9 protein-coding genes are annotated in these 19,084 nt (G+C 54.7%); 3 read left to right on the top strand and 6 right to left on the bottom strand.

Annotated elements, in window-relative coordinates; all coding sequences use genetic code 11:
- Positions 1–492 precede the first annotated feature (492 nt).
- Positions 493–1,557: a tetratricopeptide repeat protein gene (locus tag OHL16_RS01195; RefSeq protein WP_263365251.1), complete on the bottom strand. Its 1,065-nt coding sequence runs from the start codon at positions 1,555–1,557 to the stop codon at positions 493–495.
- A 74-nt stretch (positions 1,558–1,631) separates the two neighbouring features.
- Positions 1,632–5,288 carry a TonB-dependent receptor gene (locus tag OHL16_RS01190; protein ID WP_263365250.1) on the bottom strand — a complete coding sequence of 1,219 codons (3,657 nt, stop codon included), beginning with the start codon at positions 5,286–5,288 and terminating at the stop codon, positions 1,632–1,634.
- A 409-nt stretch (positions 5,289–5,697) separates the two neighbouring features.
- On the opposite strand from OHL16_RS01190, the gene OHL16_RS01185 reads away from it, so the two are divergent.
- Together OHL16_RS01185 and OHL16_RS01180 are read left to right on the top strand one after the other, a co-directional pair.
- A complete protein-coding gene (locus OHL16_RS01185) occupies positions 5,698–6,894 on the top strand; it encodes a GntR family transcriptional regulator (RefSeq protein WP_263365249.1) in 1,197 nt (398 codons plus the stop codon).
- A gap of 123 nt (positions 6,895–7,017) precedes the next feature.
- Complete coding sequence (locus OHL16_RS01180) at positions 7,018–8,796, top strand: glycoside hydrolase family 13 protein (protein ID WP_263365248.1); 1,779 nt, start codon at positions 7,018–7,020, stop codon at positions 8,794–8,796.
- 78 nt (positions 8,797–8,874) lie between these two features.
- On the opposite strand, the gene OHL16_RS01175 is transcribed toward OHL16_RS01180, so the two are convergent.
- A complete protein-coding gene (locus OHL16_RS01175) occupies positions 8,875–11,361 on the bottom strand; it encodes an amylo-alpha-1,6-glucosidase (RefSeq protein WP_263365247.1) in 2,487 nt (828 codons plus the stop codon).
- A gap of 111 nt (positions 11,362–11,472) precedes the next feature.
- On the opposite strand from OHL16_RS01175, the gene OHL16_RS01170 reads away from it, so the two are divergent.
- Entirely contained in the window at positions 11,473–13,290 is a 1,818-nt protein-coding gene (locus tag OHL16_RS01170) for a tetratricopeptide repeat protein (protein ID WP_263365246.1), read from the top strand.
- Positions 13,291–13,378: 88 nt separating this feature from the next.
- Here the strand turns inward: OHL16_RS01170 and OHL16_RS01165 are convergent, their stop codons facing one another.
- The 3 genes from OHL16_RS01165 to OHL16_RS01155 form a co-directional block, all read right to left on the bottom strand.
- Positions 13,379–14,509, bottom strand: a complete 1,131-nt coding sequence (locus OHL16_RS01165; protein ID WP_263365245.1) for a hypothetical protein — start codon at positions 14,507–14,509, stop codon at positions 13,379–13,381.
- A complete protein-coding gene (locus OHL16_RS01160) occupies positions 14,510–15,721 on the bottom strand; it encodes a septation ring formation regulator EzrA (protein WP_263365244.1) in 1,212 nt (403 codons plus the stop codon).
- A 116-nt stretch (positions 15,722–15,837) separates the two neighbouring features.
- Positions 15,838–18,915 (bottom strand): DNA polymerase, encoded by a 3,078-nt coding sequence (locus tag OHL16_RS01155; RefSeq protein WP_263365243.1) that lies wholly within the window; start codon positions 18,913–18,915, stop codon positions 15,838–15,840.
- Positions 18,916–19,084 lie beyond the last annotated feature (169 nt).

Genomic DNA, 19,084 nt, shown 5'->3' with positions numbered 1-19,084 from the left:
TCGTCTGAATCATTATCGCTTGATGCGAGAAAGTTTGCAGGCGTGCTCCAAAATTGATCAGCCGAGATCACAATGAGATTTTCTGGGTTTGCTTGTGTTTACTGATCGTGTCGGAATTCTCGCCGCTTTCCGCCTCTTTGACACAAACTGAAGCCTGCATCGCATCATCGCGCCTAAAGGTCAGTCTTCACTAGGCTTATGACCGTCACTGAGTCAATAGGCGATTTTGCATAAACCGAGCCAAAGAGCAGCAAAGTTGGCGAGGAAGTGAGCAACACTATGACTTAAAATTGTTGAAATACTTCCCAAGCGGCCCGTTCGACTCGGTTGCGAAGCAGTTTCCCATCGTTGCGGACGTCCCAGATCGCCGTGCCTGTGAAGTAATCGGCTTCTGATCTGGCACGAAGGTGAGCCACCCAATATGCAACTCGAACATCTTCAAACGCGGTGACGCTGTATTGATCCCTTGGGACCTCGGTAGTGCCGGCGAAGCTAATGGGACGGCTCTGATTGAGCTTCCTTTGTTGAAAGCTTCTGAACGATCTGCATCTCGCGGCTCGCGTCTTCAGCGCGTCCCATGGCTCGATACGACTGCCCCAACAGAGAGTGGGTCATCGTATTCCCCGGATCCATCTTTTCAGCTCGCTCAAGATACATCGCTGCGCTGACCGGGTCCTTCTGGCGCAGCAAAACTTTGCCCAGCAGGATATAAGGGCCCGTCGCGTTCGGTTCAAGGAGAAGTGCTTGTTGCAACGCCCGCTCGGCTTTGATGTAGTCGCCGGAGCGGGTATATGCGTCTCCTAGTCGATCGTAGATCCCTCCCTCAAGTGGGTTTCGCGCGCGTTCCTTTTCGAATTCCGCAATCGCCACATCCAGGTGCTCTCCGGCAAGCGCGATCTCGCCCAACAGTCCGTGAGCGAGCGGAAGTTGAGGGTCAAGTTCCAGAGCCTTGGCAGCATAGTCCTGCGCTGTCGACAGATACCCTCGGCGGAAGAATAGCCGCGCAGCCAGTAGGTAGGCCGATGCGGAGTCTGGCGCAAAGCCATACTGAGCGGCGAAGGCATGACGGGCATCGTCGTAGCGGTGCGTGTCCGAGTAGCAAAGAGCGAGCACGTAGTTTGGATCGTACTTCGTTTGCGGGTTCCAACTGTGCGCCGCTTCAAACAAAGGGATTGCTTCGTCCGGCTTTCCGAGACGGAAGAGCGTGAGACCGCGCATCTGCATCGCTTCCTCATCGTGGGGGTCAGCCTTAATCGCCGCACCAAAGGCGGCATCAGCTTCCGCAAAACGATTCTGTGCATACAGTGCAACCCCCCGCAGGCGGTCGACGCCAGGAGGCGTGGGACGCTGCAGCTTGAGTTGATCAAGGCGTAGGAGGGCCTCTGCAGGGTGGCCGCGATCAATCAGTTGCCTGAGTTGAGCAACGCTTTCGACGATGCCTGAGGGAGCCTCCACTTGAGCTGGATTGGCCGCTGATTGCCACCCCCTTGCAGGGGAAGATGCACCAGCAACGAGCATCAACACCACAACTGCCTTGAACCTGCAAATGCGAACCATGCGGGCAACCTGCAACAAGTGTATAAGCGAAGGGGGAGCCGAAGCTCCCCCTCTATGGTGTTTCATACTGACCGTTAGAACTGCACTCGGAATACGAGTTGGATCTGCCGTGGATTGCTTGAGCCGTTGATACCTGGGCCACCACTGATGGTCCCGGCCTGCTCGATATTAGCATTAGAGTTAGCACCACTACCGCCCGGATTGCCGAAGTTGATGTGGTTGAAGACGTTATACGCATCCATGCGGAACTGGAGCGTCACGTACTCTTTAACCGGGAAGTTCTTCATAACCGCAAGATCCGTATTGAAGAAGTGCGGCCCGAAGACGCTGTTCCTTCCGACCGTACCTATCTGGTCGAGCCCAGGTGCGGTGAAGGTCGTGCCCAGCGTCTGCGCGTCGTAGTAGGTCAACCCTGCACCAGGATAGCCTCTGATGCGATTGTGAAAATCGCTTGGCCTTCCATTGACATAGCACGGTGCTGAACTAGGCACTGCGTTGGCGCATTCACCGTAGCCGAGCGTGAACGGGAGTCCGCTCGAGTAATTGAGCACCGGGCTGAGTTGCCATCCTCCTATCAGATAATTTGCCCAGGGCCTCACATCACCGCCTATGGGTTTATTTCGTCCGAACGGCAATTCATATAGGCCGTAAACGATTATCTGCTGTTGCCTGAGTAAACTGTTTCGTCCTTTGGCAGCACGCTTATCCCAGGTAGAAAAATTGTTCTGCCAACTGGTGGAACGCTGCCACGCGTAGTTTGCGTTCAGGGACAGGCCCTTTGTAAACTGCTTGGTCACGGTTACCTGCGCCGCGTTGTAGTGCGAGTCAAAGTTATTGCTGTAATTCGTGAGACCGTTCGTCCAGCCGCATTGGCCGGGGCTGATCAATGGGTCGGATACCTGATACGCCGGGTCCGAGCAGGCCGGGAGCTTTCCTCCGTAGTAGCGTTGCAGATACGTCAGATTATTGGTTCCACCGCTAGGTGAGATGCCAAGGACCGGCTGACCGTTCAACGCCTTCACGCCATAGTTCGTGGTGGTGCTTACTGAATGGTCGTAGTGAAGGGCCTGGCCAGTGATACTGTACGACGCTGGCAGAAAGATAGCTCCCTCGTTGGGGTTGTTTGTGTTGCTGTCGTAATCGGCGAGCGTATGTGTGCCCTTGTTCCCTACATATGTCATGGTCACCGAGACCGTCGGTGACAGAGACTGCTGCACACCTAGGTTCCATGCATCCAGGTTTGGAAGGCGCAGCGGGCTGGGACGAGACCTTGACTGGACTGCATAACCCGGGTTGGGAAGGAGGCCGTTGGCGGGGACCGCAATCGGTGTCGGGGCCGGGGGGCCCTGGGCTAATGTGAATGCATGCCCCAGCACGCCGGTAGTCGTTGTGACTATCTGGTTGGAGAGAACAGGGAGATTCTGCGTTGCAGCATGCCCGAAGATGGAGCCGAACACTCCGATGTCGTAACTGCGGCCATAACCACCGCGGATGACGGTCTTCGGGAGGATTTGATAATTAATGCCGAACCGCGGGCTCCAGGCGTTGGGCCTGCCCCAGTTCATATTGCTGGCGACGGTGCCCACGCCTGCAACCCTCAGGTAGCCGGTCTTCAGGTCCAGAAGAGCTCCATTCCCAGATTTATTGATGGTTTCGGGGAAAAAGACCTCGTAGCGAACACCGTAGTTCAGAGTCAGCTTCTGGGTAACGCGCCACGTGTCCTGTGCGTAGAAGAATGTGCGCTTCTGAAACTCCTTCGCGTTGGTCGAGGTGCTCACATAACGGTTAAACTGCGTTACTAAGCCCAGGGCGAAGGTCGCAAAACCAAGGCCCCCCTGCACCGCCGCGTTAGGATTGGAGGTCGGTTGATTGCTGAAGTACAGAATTCCTGTGCGGTCGTTATCGCTGGGTACGCGGAGGTTCCGCGCGTAACGAAGGTCAGCGCCTACCTTGAATGAGTGGGTGCCACGAATCTTCGTCCAGTTGTTGACAATCTGGTACTGATCCTCCTTCTCAATGAGCGGACAGTTGCAGCGATCTACGTTCAGTCCACCGCCGTACTGCGGTCCGATACTTTGCCCATTAGCGGGCGACGGTCCGGTCTGCGAACCCACTTCGGCTAGCTGGAAGCTCGGCGCGCCGCCTGTGATAGTCGTCCCGAGGTTCATTCCGGGAATGCCTAGTTGGTTAGCGAGTTCGGTGGTCTGGTCGTATTTTGAAGTGTTGATGTTGTATCGGTAGTAGCCGAAGCGGATATCGGTCAGGAGCGTTGCGTTGATGGCGATGTCAGTGCCGATCGCTAAGCTGTCATTCGCTCCTTGGGATGTGCCGCCGTAACCGCCTAAACCAAACCCGGCTCCTCCAGCCGCACCGAACATCACCTTTCCGGAAAGAACGTCGGTGAAGCGGCTGAATCGGGTAAAGAAGTGAACCTTGTCGCTCATCGAGTAGTCGCCGCGTACATCCCACTGGTCGCTGTTCAAGCCGCCCGTACCACCGGCGGCATAGTTTGCCTGCAGGCCGCCGAATTGGCTGCCTGGGATATTCGGAGCGTAGGGCTCGAGGAGAGTAAGAAGATTCTTGGCCTGCGTTGAGACCTGAGAGGCGGGAATAACATTGCCTGGATAGGCGACGCCGTTGGGCTGATAGATAATTCCCGAGCCGATAGGAGTGACTTTGGCTGCATATTCGCTAAAGTCGCACCCCGGAATTCCGCTCGGCCCTACCTGTTTTCCGAGACAGGTCTCTACCAGAAGGTGGGACGGGACGGTTTGGACGTTTGATACACCAACCTTCTGACGAACCCCCTGGTAGTCCACGAAGAAGAAGAGTTTATCCTTGAGAGCGGGCCCGCCGAGCGAACCACCAAATTGGTTCTTAAGTGCTTGGGGAACTGGACGGCCTGGTCCCTGACTGAAAGGATCTCTTGCGACATTGGCCGCGCTTATACGATACTCGAAGGCCGAGCCATGAAACTTGTTCGAGCCCGACTTGGTCTGCGCCGTCACAACCGACGCGACGGCTTTGCCAAACTCCGCGTCGAAGTTCTGCGTTGTAATCTTCGACTCTGAGACCGAGTCCAGATTCGGATTGACGACGATAATGCCCAGGATCGGATCCTGATTGTCGGTTCCATCGAGTTCATAGGCGACACCTGCGAACGCTTGGCCGTCGACCTCGATCTGCTGGCTGCCCTGCGGGTTTTCGCTGGCGGCGTGGCTCCAGCCCAACTGCTGCGCGCCCGGCAGTAGCAACTGCAGACTTGTAAAGTTGCGCCCCGCCAAGGGAAGATCCACAACCTCCTTCTGCGCGAAGACCGTTGCCACGTCGGCGCGGTCAGTCTTCAATAGAGGCACCGTATCCGCGTTTACCTCGACGGTTTGCTCCGAAGCCCCGACCACCATGCTTATCTGGGCTTTAACTGCGGTGTCAGCGTAGACGTGGATTCCCTTCTGCTCATAGGCTTGGAATCCCGCAGCCGTCACCTTCAGGTCGTACTCGTCTGGAATGAGGTGATCCGCAGCGAATTCGCCGCTGGCGTTCGATTGCATAGTACTCGAGGTGCCCTTGGAAACATCCGTAACGACAACAGTCGCACCGGGCACAACCGCACCCGAGGCATCTGCGACGGTTCCATAGATCGATCCGTAAACGGCTTGTGCAAGAACACTTGGTGAAGAGATGAGCAGCGTGACCGCTGCAAGCGCGATGATTCTGGTAGCGACTCGCATAACAGGCTCTCCTGATAAATGCTGCACCTGCCTCTATCGCTATGGAGATTATGCGAACTGTCGGCGTGCTCGTCGGTCGCTGCAATCCCCTTGCTAAGACAGGAACGCTTTGAACTAGTCGACTCTCTAAACTTCCGACCCAGAACTTCCGAAACAAATTTGCCAGCAAGGTACTCGCGTCCCGCAATAAATGTCAATGGGACAGCATGTCATTTTTAGGTCACATCATCTGCATTGATATATCATTTACAGTTACCCCTATAGCTAGCGCATCGCCTGCAAGGCTCGGATATCCAACCAAGCGTCGGTCGTGGGATTTGAAAAAGGTCTACAATCCTCCCAGGTTCGTTCATTCCGATAAAGTAGGAATCTATGCTTGCGCCCGCCACGGGCCAGTACTGGAGACCACATGAAAATCAGACAAGCTGCGCAAGTAGCGGCACGTCTGTCGGAATCACAGGCGAAGCAACACCGCCCGCCTGGTCCAGCCCCTTCAACCTCGGCCGGTATTCCAAGGTATCGCCAGGTCTATGAGGATCTGTTTTCCGCCATCAAGTCAGGTCAATTTAAGCCTGGAGACCGTTTGCCCAGCGAGGCTGAACTCGGCAAACACTACGATACGTCGCGTATCACTGTTGCAAAGGCCGTCAATGAACTTCAAATGCACGGAATGGTTTCGCGACGGGCAGGCTCTGGGACGCATGTCCTGGCACCCTCCACTCAAAACGGCCGCGTTTTTGGCCTCCTGATCCCCGACCTGGGACGTACAGAGATCTTCGAGCCAATCTGTCATGGGATGATGCAATCCCCGCTATCGAAACCTCACTCCCTGCTCTGGGGGCACGCCATGGGAGAGGCCGCTCAGCAGGAGAAGGAAGCTGAGCACCTGTGCCAGCACTATATTTCACAAAAGGTCTCCGGTGTCTTCTTTGCGCCGTTGGAATTTACGCCAGCCAAGGATGCAGTCAACAATCGCATCGTCTCTGCGCTTGATCATGCGGGGATTCAGATTGTCCTGCTCGACCGCTGCTACTCGCCCTATCCCATGCGATCAAAGTATGACCTTGTGGGTATCGACAATCGCCGCGCCGGTTTCTTGATCACACAGCATCTGCTCGAGCACGGCGTAAAGCGTGTCGCATTTATTGCAAGACCACTCTCGGCCTCCACGGTAACGGCGCGCATCGCGGGATATCGCGAGGCCTTACTCGCACACGGAATCAAGCCTCAACAGGACCTTGTGCGGCGGGGAGATCCGGATGACGCAAGCTTTCTGCAAAAGGTACTCAAAGAGTGCCGGCCGGATGCGATCGTCTGCGCCAACGACTTCACAGCAGCACGCGTAATGGCTGGTCTGTCAGGTTGTGGCATTCAGGTGCCTGACCAGATGCGTGTCGTCGGCATTGATGACGTTAAGTACGCAAGCCTTCTGCCTGTGCCGCTAACCACGCAGCACCAGAACTGCGCAGACATAGGAGCGATGGCCATTGCGACAATGTTGCAGAGGCTGGAGAGACCCGATTTCCCTACGCGTGATGTTCTCCTGCAAACCCACACGGCAGTCCGCAAATCGTGCGGCTCCCACCGGCACGAAAAACACTCCTGACAACAATCCCATCACAACACTCTACTTCGACGTGGTCAAAACAGCTTCGCTATGTCAATCAAACGCACTGCGTCGACGCGATGCTATAGTGTTGCCGAATTCGCAGAACTCTGGAGCCAACCGATGATTCGACTCGTCAATGTTTGCCTCTGCCTCGTTGCGCTGGCGGTCGGCGCAGCCGCAGGCCCATATGGCAGCATCTCTTTTGCACAGAGCAACAATAGGGCGGCCATCGCGAAAGACACGACGAAGCCAACCGATGACCCGTGGTGGAAGCATGCTGTCATCTATGAGATCTATCCCCGCAGCTTTCAGGACTCCAACGGAGACGGCATCGGCGACCTGAACGGAATCACCCAGAGGCTTGACTATCTGCAATCACTAGGAGTCGACGCCCTGTGGCTCTCCCCCATCTACCCCTCGCCCCAGGTCGACTTCGGATACGACATCTCAGACTACGAGAACATCGATCCGCAGTACGGCACACTTGCCGACTTCGACCGTCTCGTCGCTGAGGCGAAGAAGCGCAATATCCGCATCATCATGGATATGGTGATGAACCACACCTCGGACAAGCACCCATGGTTCATCGAGTCTGCCAGCTCAAAGTCCAATCCGAAGCGTGACTGGTATGTCTGGCGCGATGGAAAAGCAGGCGGAACGCCTCCCAACAATCCTCCGAACAACTGGATCAGCATCTTCGGCCACTCCGCGTGGCAGTACGATCCGAAGACCAGCCAGTACTACTATCACCGCTTCTATATTCAGCAGCCGGACCTGAACTGGAGAAATCCGGCAGTCGAGCGGGCCATGTTCGGCTCCGTCCGCTTCTGGCTTGACCGCGGAGTCGCCGGCTTCCGGCTCGATGCAATTCCTACCCTCTTTGAAGATCCGCAACTCCGTGATGCTGAAGAGCTTGAGGGAACCAATGCCTATGGAGATCGGCGTCAAAAGGACGACCGTTACGAGAATCTTCCTGAAGTACACGACGTGATGCGGCGCCTCCGCGCCATGACCGATAAATATCCCGGCGATCGCGTGCTGATCGGGGAGACCTATCTGCCCAATATCCAGGAGCTCGACAAGTGGTACGGCGGCGCAAAGCACGACGAGCTCGAACTGCCTATGGACATGCAGGTGGGTTTCTCCAACAGGCTCGATGCAAACCTGCTTCGTCAACGCATCAACGACGCAGAAACCAAGATCAATGGCAATCAGCCCCTCTTCGTCTTCGACAATCACGACAACATTCGCAGTTGGGATCGCTATGGCGATGGCGTTCACAATGACGCGATTGCCCGAATCCTTGCGACGATCTTATTCACCTCGCGGTCCACTGCGATGATGTACTACGGCGAAGAGATCGGCATGGTTACAACGCCTCCAACCCGCAAGGAAGAAGTCAAGGATCCCATCGGCATAACGGGCTGGCCGCGCGAAAAGGGCCGTGATGGCGAACGCACTCCAATGCAGTGGGACAATTCGAAAAACGCCGGCTTCAGCATGGCCGACTCCACCTGGCTGCCCGTAGCGGCGAATTACGAGACAAAAAATGTGAAAGCCGAGGAGAGCAACCCCGATTCACTCCTCAATTGGCACAAGCAGCTCATCACGATGCGGAGGAACGATCCGGCTTTGCGTCACGGCAATATGATCATGCTGGACGAGACGAACCCATCGGTTCTTTCGTACATCCGAAGTGACGTCGCCGGACACCATTCGATACTCGTCGCGCTGAACTGCACCGCCCAACAGCAGACCGTCACGTTGGATCCAGGCCGGGCAGGAGTTCACGGCGCCAAGGTAAGCACTCTGCTAACAGATGCTCCCTCGCTCAATCAGCAGTCCAGCCTGACAATCACTCTGCCTCCTTATGCCTCCTGGGTAGGCAGCCTGCAATAACGCACGAGCAAGATTGAGCAACGTCGTGGGCTTCGGCTGGACGACGGTGTTTACCTGCAGAGGAACGAGATGATCGCGCTACCAGCTCAAGACCAGCTTGGCGCGTTGATAACCACTCCCGTCAGGGAACTTTACCTCTAGCCCGTCCGTGCCCGAGAGTGTCCCTCCCTGAACATGAAGGTTGAGTTTCGGCTGATTCCTGCGAAGCTTCAGCGTGACCGTGGAACCTCCGGCACCCTCGAGTTCCAGCGTCAGGCTCCTCCCTTCCCCACGTTCATTCAGGACCTTCATCTGTGCAGTACGTGAGCCCGGTAGCGGTAGCTCATGTGGGATCGTCACCTCTACCCGCGGCAGATTCAATTCAACGGCACTTCCACCTGATGCTGAACTTGCAGTATGCCCATCTGTCAGATGAACCGCCGGACCAGAAGTAGTCTTCACACGCACCAGGAGCTTTCCTCCCATGCGAGCGTATTCGAGAGAGCAAACAGAATCTCCCACATGCAGCCTGTCCACTACTGCGTGATCCCAATCCGCAGGCAAGTGCGGAGCCAGCCGAACGGCGTGTGAAAGCCCATCAACCTCGATCCCAAACAGGCCTCGCAACGCAGGAATAATGACCATAGCCGAAGACCACAGCTGATGACTCGTACTGCGGCCGAAAGGTTGGAAATAGTCCCCTGACAACAACTCCGTGACTGCCCCCAAGTCCTGTGTCGTCGTTTGATCGGCGTTCTGCATCAGGTGTGCGTAGCCTGAGAGAACATGGCCAGTGCGATACTCTGCCACCGAAGCCCAGCCCGTGAACAGCGGCCACACGGAGCCCTGGTGATAGCTGATTGGATCGTAAAGCGGATCGCTCTGGGCAATATCCCGCAACCCCCAGTCGGTCGAGAAGTCATGCGAAGCCCATCGACTGAAGCTGGCATCCGCGTGCGCAAGGCCTTGACCACCACCCCACCACGCGATCATCGGATAGACCGTCTCGGTCTTATCAACCGACCCGTCGGAATTGCGACTGAACGCATAGGCATCCTTCGCCGACTGGTAGTACTCCTCCTCGATTCGCGCTCCAATCGTCTCTGCTCGCTTTCCTGCAGCCTGCGCGGTGTTCGTATCGTCCATCAGACTCGCAAGCTTCGCCATCGCAATCGATGCCTGTCGATCAAGCAAAGCAAGGTATATCTCCTGATGCGGCATACCCGGAGGCCAACTCTCCACCCATCCGGTTCCCTGCGAATTGTCATAGATGCCATCGCCATCGGAGTCGTGCGTTGTCTCGAAGCGCCACGCCTTTTCCACCGCATCCCGGTGGGCGTTCAGAAACTTGAGGTCGCCGCTGTTCTGCACGTAGTCGAGCATGGCCATCAGAAACAAAGGCGTGGCGTCAGCCGCCGCGTACAGGTAAGGCAGCGACCGCCAGTCGACAAACGCTGCTGTCTGTGAGTACTCGTGCATCATCTTGCCGTCGTCACGTTGCCTCCGGACAAGAAACTCGAGTTCCTCACGCGACAGCGCAAAATCGCCAAAGCCGTTGACCGCATACAGCGTGTAAAGAGCATCACGCCCAAAGAACCAGCCAAATCCAGGCCGTGCCGAGTCACCCGATGAGTAGTACCCAGCCACCAGGCCAGTCTCACCACCAGGCTGCGCCTTGGCACGCAGTTGCTCAATCGAAAGTGCTGCCCACGCAAAGTCCTCATTGAGTCCTTCGTCTGGCGTGTGGATCGCAGTCACCTGCTCCAGCAGGTGCTCGTACCGCTCACGATGTGCATCGTATGTCTTCTCGATCGACTGATTCAGCCGATCGATCTTCGCCTCAAGTGCGGCTCTCGTCGCTGTCGCAGAAGTCGTCCCCACCGCCATTAGCAATGGGAAGTAGCGATTCCCATCACGTTTGGGCTCATAACGCAGCTTCAGCTCCAGAGGGTAGAAGTGCGGCTTCTCCTGATACGGGGCCATGATTCCTGGCCGAGTGTTTGGCATCGCCACCGCCGCGGCGAGATTCGCAAAATCCGTGTGGAGCACGTAGAACCCGCTTCTCTCACGCTGTACCCACTCTGCGGACGGCACTCCCTGCCCTGGCTGGGGCCACATCGGTCTCACGTCAGGTGTAAAGCTGAAGGTCAGCTCGACAGGGCGCGCGGCATCTATCTGGAACAGCACAACCGCACCAGTGCCATCCTCCGAGGCATCGGGGGTAAAGATAACCTGGCGCACCGTGAACGCGATATGCGAGTACGTGATTGTTGTGTGGTCTGGAAAGACTTCAATCTCAGCGGCATGTGGCTTCAGGTCGATGGGGACCGGATATCCATCGACCTCAGCACGGATGCTGAAATTGCTCAGCACCTTCACCGGCAGAATCCAGGCCTCGAAGCCTCCTTCCTGCTGGCCTGCAACGACTCCCTGAAGCCCCGCCACAGTAAAAGGCTTGCCGGCCTCAACGTGACGTCGAATCGCCAGACCGTCTTCTTTCAATGGGAAGAACTTGACGGGAATCAAAGGACTCGTCTGTGCAGCCGCGACTCCACTGAGCATCCAGGCAACCAACCCTAAGCGCATCTCGCCTCCGTAACCGTAAGATTCACCAGTCTACCGTTCCGGAAACCATTCGAGACAATCGTGTTGCGGGGCTTCTTCTCTCTTCAAGTCCTAGCTACAATCACCACTGAGATGAACCGCCTACCCCGGGCCTCGTCGCTGGCGCAACGCTTGCTGATCGCGACACTCTGCCTGTCCTCAATACAACTCGCTTCACAGACCAGAGCAAAGGCTCCCGCAATTCCCGACAACGTGAAGACTGCAGACGCTGCCTTCCGCGCGGGCTCCGCCGCCTATCAGCAGGGCGATTTACGCACTGCACACGAACAGTTTGCAAAAGTCGTGCGCCTCGCCCCGCGTATCGCCGCAGGCCACGCTGCCTTCGGAACCGTTTTGCTCGCCGAAGGAGATGCCCATGCCGCTTCGGTAGAACTCGAACAGGCACGCCGACTTGACCCGCATGACGTCAACGCCTCTCTTAACCTCGCACTCGCTTATGCTCAATTGGGCGAAAGCGCAAAGGCTGTGCCTCTCTTCGAGTTCGTCGATCAGACCTCTTCGCAGACTCTAACCCCAAACGCAATCATCTCTTACGCGGGCGTTCTTGCAGCTACTTCACATCGTGATGCGGCGCAACAACGACTTGAGCAAGCCCTCTCCACCTCTCCGGATGATGCATCCCTCCACGACGCCCTTGGCACGCTCCTGGCACAGCAAGAGCGATACAGCGACGCAACGATGCAATTTCAGCAAGCCATTGTGCTAGCGCCCTCACTGGCCTCACCGCACTATCATCTCGGTTCCGTCTATCTTGCCCAACTTGATCCTGTGAGCGCCGTGCGCGAGCTAGCTCAGGCCAATGAATTGGCAAAAGACAACCTCGAGTACACTCTGCAACTGGGGCGAGCACTGCGAGCAGCAAATCAGGATGAACAGGCAATCGCTGTACTCCGGCGTGCGCTTCAACTCGCACCAGGCTCTGTTGATGCCAAATACGAGCTCGCCCTTACATTGCAGGCGAGCGGCAACGCGAAGGAATCTCTTCCGCTCTTTGAACAATCGGCTGCCGCGCGTCCCCAGGACCCTGCCGTTCTCACTAATTTTGCTCTCGCGCTCGTGCAGCTCGGCGACGCTAAACGAGCCCTCCCGATTTACCTGCGCGCTTTAAAGATCACTCCAAACAGCGCATCCCTCCGCGAAGATCTCGGAGTCGCCTATCTCCAGCAAGCCGATCTCGACCACGCGATCGAGCAGTACCGCGCCGGACTTGCCCTTGAGCCAAACAATCCGCAGCTACACTACGACCTCGGCCTCGCCTTCAAGCTGAAAGATGACGTCAACGACGCCATCGCCGAGCTGGAACAAGCCGCAATGCTCGACCCGACATTGCCCGATCCTCCCTACACTCTTGGCGTTCTCTATATGCAGCTCGCGCGCTTTACCGAAGCGCAGACGTCACTCGAACGGGCCACTGCGCTGCAACCTGACCATGGCGACGCCTGGGCGATGCTCGGCAACGTTTACAAGCAGAATGAAGCCTGGGACAAGGCAGCAGCAGCGCTTCGCCGCGCCATCGAACTCCAGCCTGACCAGCCCAGTCCCCACATCACTCTTGCAACCGTCCTCATCCGTCAGGGAGATGTAGCGGGCGCTGCCGAAGAGCGCAAAAAGGCCGCCCAGCTAAGCAGAGTCGCAGTGAACCGACAGCGTGCCAACTTCGCTCTCGACAGCGGCCTCCTTCTCCTGAAGCGAGGCCAGATTGCCGAGGCCGTCACCCAGCTTCAGGCGGCCGTCGCTGCTGATCCCAGCTACCCCGACGCCCATCGCGCCCTTGCCGACGCGCTCATGCGACAAGGTCACAACGCTGATGCTGCAATCGAACGCCAACAAGCTGAACGCCTCTCGCAGACTCAGTCAGACCACAGCACCTCGACCGCGCCTCAGCCATAAGACGGCGAGATTGCGGGGTAGGGGGATAGGAAGCCGGAAAAGTGCACCCCCGTCCAGGTGGAGTCGGTGATAGTGCCTCAGAAACAAACTAAGGTTTTCGTGGTAGCGGAAGCTTTTGATCTGAGTCTGGAATCTTGATTCCGTTGTTCTCAAACGATTTAACGAGTTGATCGTTCACCTGCTGAAGCGATTCGCCGCGCAACTCTATTTTCTGTCCCCACTCGTAAATGTCCCCTGTTAGCGAATCAATCCGCTTCTCGTGGTACTCAATCATGACCTTAGTGGCATCCTGACCGACACTAGGCGGTGCGCTGACACCAGCGTTATTCTGACTTGCAGACGCAAGTTCGCCCGCCCGAATAGCACTCGAAACTAGGTTCCCAATGCGCGAAATCATTTGCAAGGTTTGAAGACGCTGTTGCTCATCTCTCAATTCCTCCTCTTTCTGCAAGAACTGCTCATACGCCATGTTAAAGCGGCGGTGAGCCTCCGCAAACTCCTGCACGAGATTTTTCACTTTTCGACGTTCTTCGTCGTTTCGAAGCTTGGCAAGCTCCCTCTGCGCCATGTCACTCCAGTATTTGTCCTTTGCGACGGTGCTAATCCCCGACGATTCCATCGCTTCGTAGGCTTTAGCCATGGCTAAGCGTCGCTGGACCTCCTCGTCAGCGGTTTTCTCAAAAGCATCCCTCTGCTCGCGGCGAATAATTCCACCTTTCAACACCCCTTTTTCCTTTTTGATCCACAGATAGTAGGTTTGATTTTCAAAGGGGGGATCAATGGGTTCGCCTGCAACTATGCCTCCGGCTATTCCAAGCTTCGCTAGCGCATCTATCGGAGTCTTTCCTATCCCTTCAAATGCGATGAGTTGGTCTCCGGGCACGGCGATTGCGCCCTGCGGACTAACGTACATTCTAATTTTCAACAAGCATCCGACATTCGAATCCGAAAGGCTCTGTTCAATGCTTCGCTGTAGGCTTTGAAATTCTTCACTGAACTGCGTCTTTAGTCGCGATTCCTGAACCGAAAGCGCCTTACGACTCAACAGGTCGATCGCTAGTGGGGTTTTCGCGAGATCAATTGCGCTTGATGTATCGGCCGGATCAAATAAATAATCGGGGTTTTGAGCTAAAGAGAGTACCGTGGCTAAAATCAGAAAGCCAGACAGTACACAACTCGAAGCTGTGAATCGCAGCACACTTTGGGTTGCTGATGGCACTTATGTCACCGATTCCTGTTTCAATGATGGTTCGAGCTTATCTATGAACGCAATGGCGCGCTCGGCCGCATGTTGCAGCGCGTGAAACGAGACTAGCCGGAGCCCATTCGAGGTTAGCCTTTCGGAAAGTGCCGCAGCGTTAGCACGCGCCGAAGTATCATTGGTCGAACACGCGAGTGTCCTTCCTGTTCCGGGACAGAGATCTTGTGATCTATTGGGTATGGGGTGTAACGGGTTGCCTGTATAGGCTTGCGCCCATGCGCCGGAAAGTTGCGGCGAAATGCTAACTTGAATTGGCTGCTCATCCGGCTGCAACAAACGCTTTTTGATCATCTCATCCACGGTTTTCGAAATGTTTGCGTCGGGAAACGGTGTAGCAGCGGTAGAGATTCGGTCATTCGAACAGTGTTTTACCCACCACATAAGCCCATGTTGTCTTACTTCTTCGTCAGACGTATAGCACATGGTGGTAGTCGGGGCAGCGACGGCGTCATGGGCTGTCTTAGCATCTTCGAGTTGTGTTCGTTTCAGCATGCTAATCGTCCCTTCTAAACTGGATTGCGATTTGCCTCGTGAAACATGAACAAACCACTCCCGATATCTGCGGAGGGCGTTCTTTGGGCGCTTAGGATCACTGCCGGAAGTGTTGGCCAAGGCCATAGCAAAGGATTCTACAAAGCACGCAGTGCAGATAGTCGGTACGAGAAAGAATTGGGCCTGGGGCTCAGGGTAGCTCATTAGTTTGCCTCGGGCAGCCCGTAGCGGGCTTATTAGATCACGGTCCAATTCGTTGGCAAGCTGAGGCGTCAAGACTCCTCCATCCTCCTCGTATGTGCCCCTTATTTCTCGGTATCGTGCGAGTAAACTCTCGACGGTATTGCGATTATCTTCGATGACGACTTGTTTAGGGAGTTCTCCAAGAATTTCCTTCAGTTCTGCCAAATTAGCGAGGATTCGCTGAATTTGCTGCTCAATGACGCCTAACTCGGATTCGATGTGATTGAGCATTGCAACTTGGAGCTGTAGCAGAGATTCAATTCCACTCCCACCATGCGAAAACAAACTAGCCACGCTGATAGCAGCTTGTGCGATCGCAACTACGACGAGAGGCGCAATGGCGTTAGCTTGAGGAACAAATGGCGATATCCCGAGGGCTGCTGCTCCCAGAAGAACGCGACTAAGCTGAGCGAGAAAGAGGCGTCTGCTGTTCATTTTTGCACCGGGGTGTGAGAACGGGGAAGAATACGGATATCAGAATCTTGAGAATCTGTAAAGAAGATTTCGACCGCGCCTCCTCCTGATACATGGCAGCATCTCGCGGTGAACACCTAAGACCGCCCATGGCGCACAGACTTGGCACTATCAAAGCTGAGTGACCTTCCTACGAGTGTTTTACGCACCGCCCGTGCAAGCAGGACTTGATTTCGGGAATGTGGCCTTACCTGGCCCCTCCTAGTTTTTATCAGCATTCTCCGAGACAATCCCGTTTCGCGCATCAGAACCGACAAAGGAATCGCCCGCAGTTTCGGTACGACGTCTCGAGTCCAAGAATCCCGTCTCGGGTCGGGGTACGTCGTATAGACGCTATCGGCTGAATGCATCAACCCGGCATCAACCTCTTCCAGCTTGTTCGATTCTTTCCCAATGCAAATGAATTCGCCGATCCGAACGTGTCGTCGATACAGCAATCCCTTGGTTTGTTTATCGCAAACATCTCCGAATTCGTCTGCGCATTTCGACTCGGGATGATGCTCATAATCAACTGCAACATCCCCGTAAGTTTTGACTCGCGCAGTTGAGCGACTGCTGTAATTGTTTTGTGTGGTTATTCCAAATTTCATACCGGAATATTGAGCGATCCATTTCATCCGCAACCATTCTCTAGGATCTTGTTCGTATGGCGCGATCAAATGAAATTTCTCGGGATTTGCGCTTAGCGGATGTCCGAATGGGCTGACATGACAAGTCAATAAGAAATTGAACGGCTTGATTTGATCCTGATAGTTTTTGCCGAAATTCAAACTGCTAAATGGTTCAAGAATTTTGGGGCTCGTAACGGTCAATCGTCCAATCGCAGGAACTCGTTCGAAATTTATTTTTGGCGAGGGAACACCCAGGCAATTGCAAATAATCGAATGCCATATTTGCGCGATCCATTCACGGTCCTCACTTTCCAGGTCAATCGGATTCAATAAATGCCCAAGACCGTGTTCTGACCAATGATTTTCTTCACTGTTGACGCCTCTTCGTAGCAGTGACGGATTGTTGCTCTTCTCTTTTGTGAAGAGTACATATCGCTTCGCTGAGATTGCAATGCACCAGATTTTCCGCTGCTTCTTTGCTTTGGGATCGAAATTGCAGTCTTCAATCTTCAAGACTGAGCCACGGACCGCGTCACGGTCATAAGGATTTAACGCTTCGAAACGTTTCACGATTTCCCGAATCTGTGCCCAGCTCAGGGCGTAAATAGCCTGTGAGCCATTCTTTAACTTGAGCGGCCCACCCGAACACGGCACCAGTCCGCCGCGTTCCGTTGCAACGATCGCCATCGAATCCGTGTCTTCCATTGCGTACGTACCGCCTAATCGCGTCACGGATTGTTCCAGCAAAGCGAGCATCAATCGTGCGGCACTCGTGATCAGCGATGCAAGCGGAGAGAAGCAGAATTCTCCTGGTACCTCGGGATTCAGAACATTGCAGAAGTAGGGATGCTCATCGATGCCATGGCATTTCACCTCTACTTTGTCTGGAGTTTCGCGGCGATCCATTTGACCGTAAATTCCATAGCTAGTGGAATTCGCGAGCACTTTTAAGAATTTGCTGAGTTGCTTCTTTTCCTGCGCGGCCAAATGGGTACTGGAATCGACCCGTTTCCGTTCTTCGATCACAACTTTAAAGAAATCCTGTTTTCTGGGATCTATTGTGATTTGGCCTCGAAGCTTTATCGGGGTGAGACCGTCGAGCAACTCTTTTGACGGTTCGATGCGAAAAGCATCGATGATCTTCGGAATCTTGCCAGTAAGAATTACGGACGCGACGACATCTGGAAGTGCGAACCATAGCGAATCGTCCGGTGTATTAGCGTGCAGATAGTTCACCGCGACTTGCCAGTCCTTACTCACATCACTGTATTGCCCGCGTGTTGGCAGGATGTCGCCATCCGGAACGACGCGAACGAATGCCGTCAACTGCTTCCAGGTCTCGGGTTTGAACAGACTATCTTCCGTCAGTTGCTCAAGAAATTGAATGATCTCCTGATGGCAGTGATCGACAAATCTAATTTCTTTTGCGATAACGAACGGCCACAGGTTCATTAAGCTATTCACTGTCGGATACATCGAAAGAAAATCTGTATACACCACAGGAACCGCTACTTTACGGACGTGCGCACTCGTCCGACCACCGAAGTACGCGGTTTGTGCGTACCCGACATAAGGTTGAAAGTTCTGCTGACGCTGCAAAATCGGCGTTATGCCCATTGCGCGCAAATAGGCTTTTCCAATCGATGCAGGAGAAAAAGCTTTTGTTTCTTGAAGTGAAATCGGATGGCGGTCAAATTCTTGAGTCAGTTTTTGAGCTAACTGAGCAGTTGCTTCGACGTCTCGTCGGTTGTAGTGAATGTATTCTTCGGTAAGCTTCCCGTGTTCCGACACCTCCATCTTGCCACGTTTCACGCCAAAGGCTTCACACCCCGATTTGAGGGAATGTCCTCGATCGGTTAGAGCAAATGCGAGAGTCTTTAGATCGAGAAAGTGCCCCCTGAACTTGTAGCCTTTCCGTGGCTTGCCGTCTGCAGAGTCATCCGGGATGAGATCATCGTGGTCTGTGGTCTTCCGTCCAGTAAAGCTCATTAGGGCTCGTTTTGAGTCGATGTGCTTGACCGTGACTCGTGGACGATTAGGGTCTAAGCGCTCCTGGCCACTTTGATCCTCATACGTCCACAATCCAAGGGAGAAACCGCCAACAAACTCCTGACGAGCAGCGCTGACATCGAACCCGAGTCTCGAGAGATCGAACGGAAGGTTGAAACCGACTACAAGAGAGCGTACTTTGTAAGCAGCTTTGAAGAGCTTTTTCAAGAACTCACGACAGCTAATGAGCTTGAGTTCTAATTCGTCCGCAGTGTCGGCTTTGTGCTGTCTGATATAACGCCGAAGAATCTCCAGTTTGTCTTCAGGAAGATCCTCATCATAGAAAAGGCCCTCCTCGCGACATTCGCCTTGATCGATGAAGCGATAGCAGCCGAATACCAGTTTCTGCATAGCATCGACAGTAGTTTCAGTGTCGAAGACAAGCATGCTCTCTGGTCGATACGACTGTTGCACTGACTTGGTTTTCTTCTGGGATTTGGCTTCCGGAAAAACTCGAATCGCCAAAGGCAGTGGAACTGAATTATGCATTGTCATGCTCAGTCTCCTGATCGTTGAAATTGAGAAAGTCAAAACGGGTCCACCATTGGGAACCCAGGTGCAATTCGAGAAATTTGTCCAGTTTTTCCAGAGTCTCTGGGATCCAAAGCAGCAAATTGTTTAACACATCCCTGATTTTGTTCAGGAAATAGATGATCGTGTCATA

The organism is Edaphobacter bradus, assembly GCF_025685645.1.
GTDB classification, from domain to species: Bacteria; Acidobacteriota; Terriglobia; order Terriglobales; family Acidobacteriaceae; genus Edaphobacter; species Edaphobacter bradus.
The sequence above is the reverse complement of the archived record's forward strand: the minus strand, read 5'-3'. Positions and strand labels throughout refer to the sequence as shown.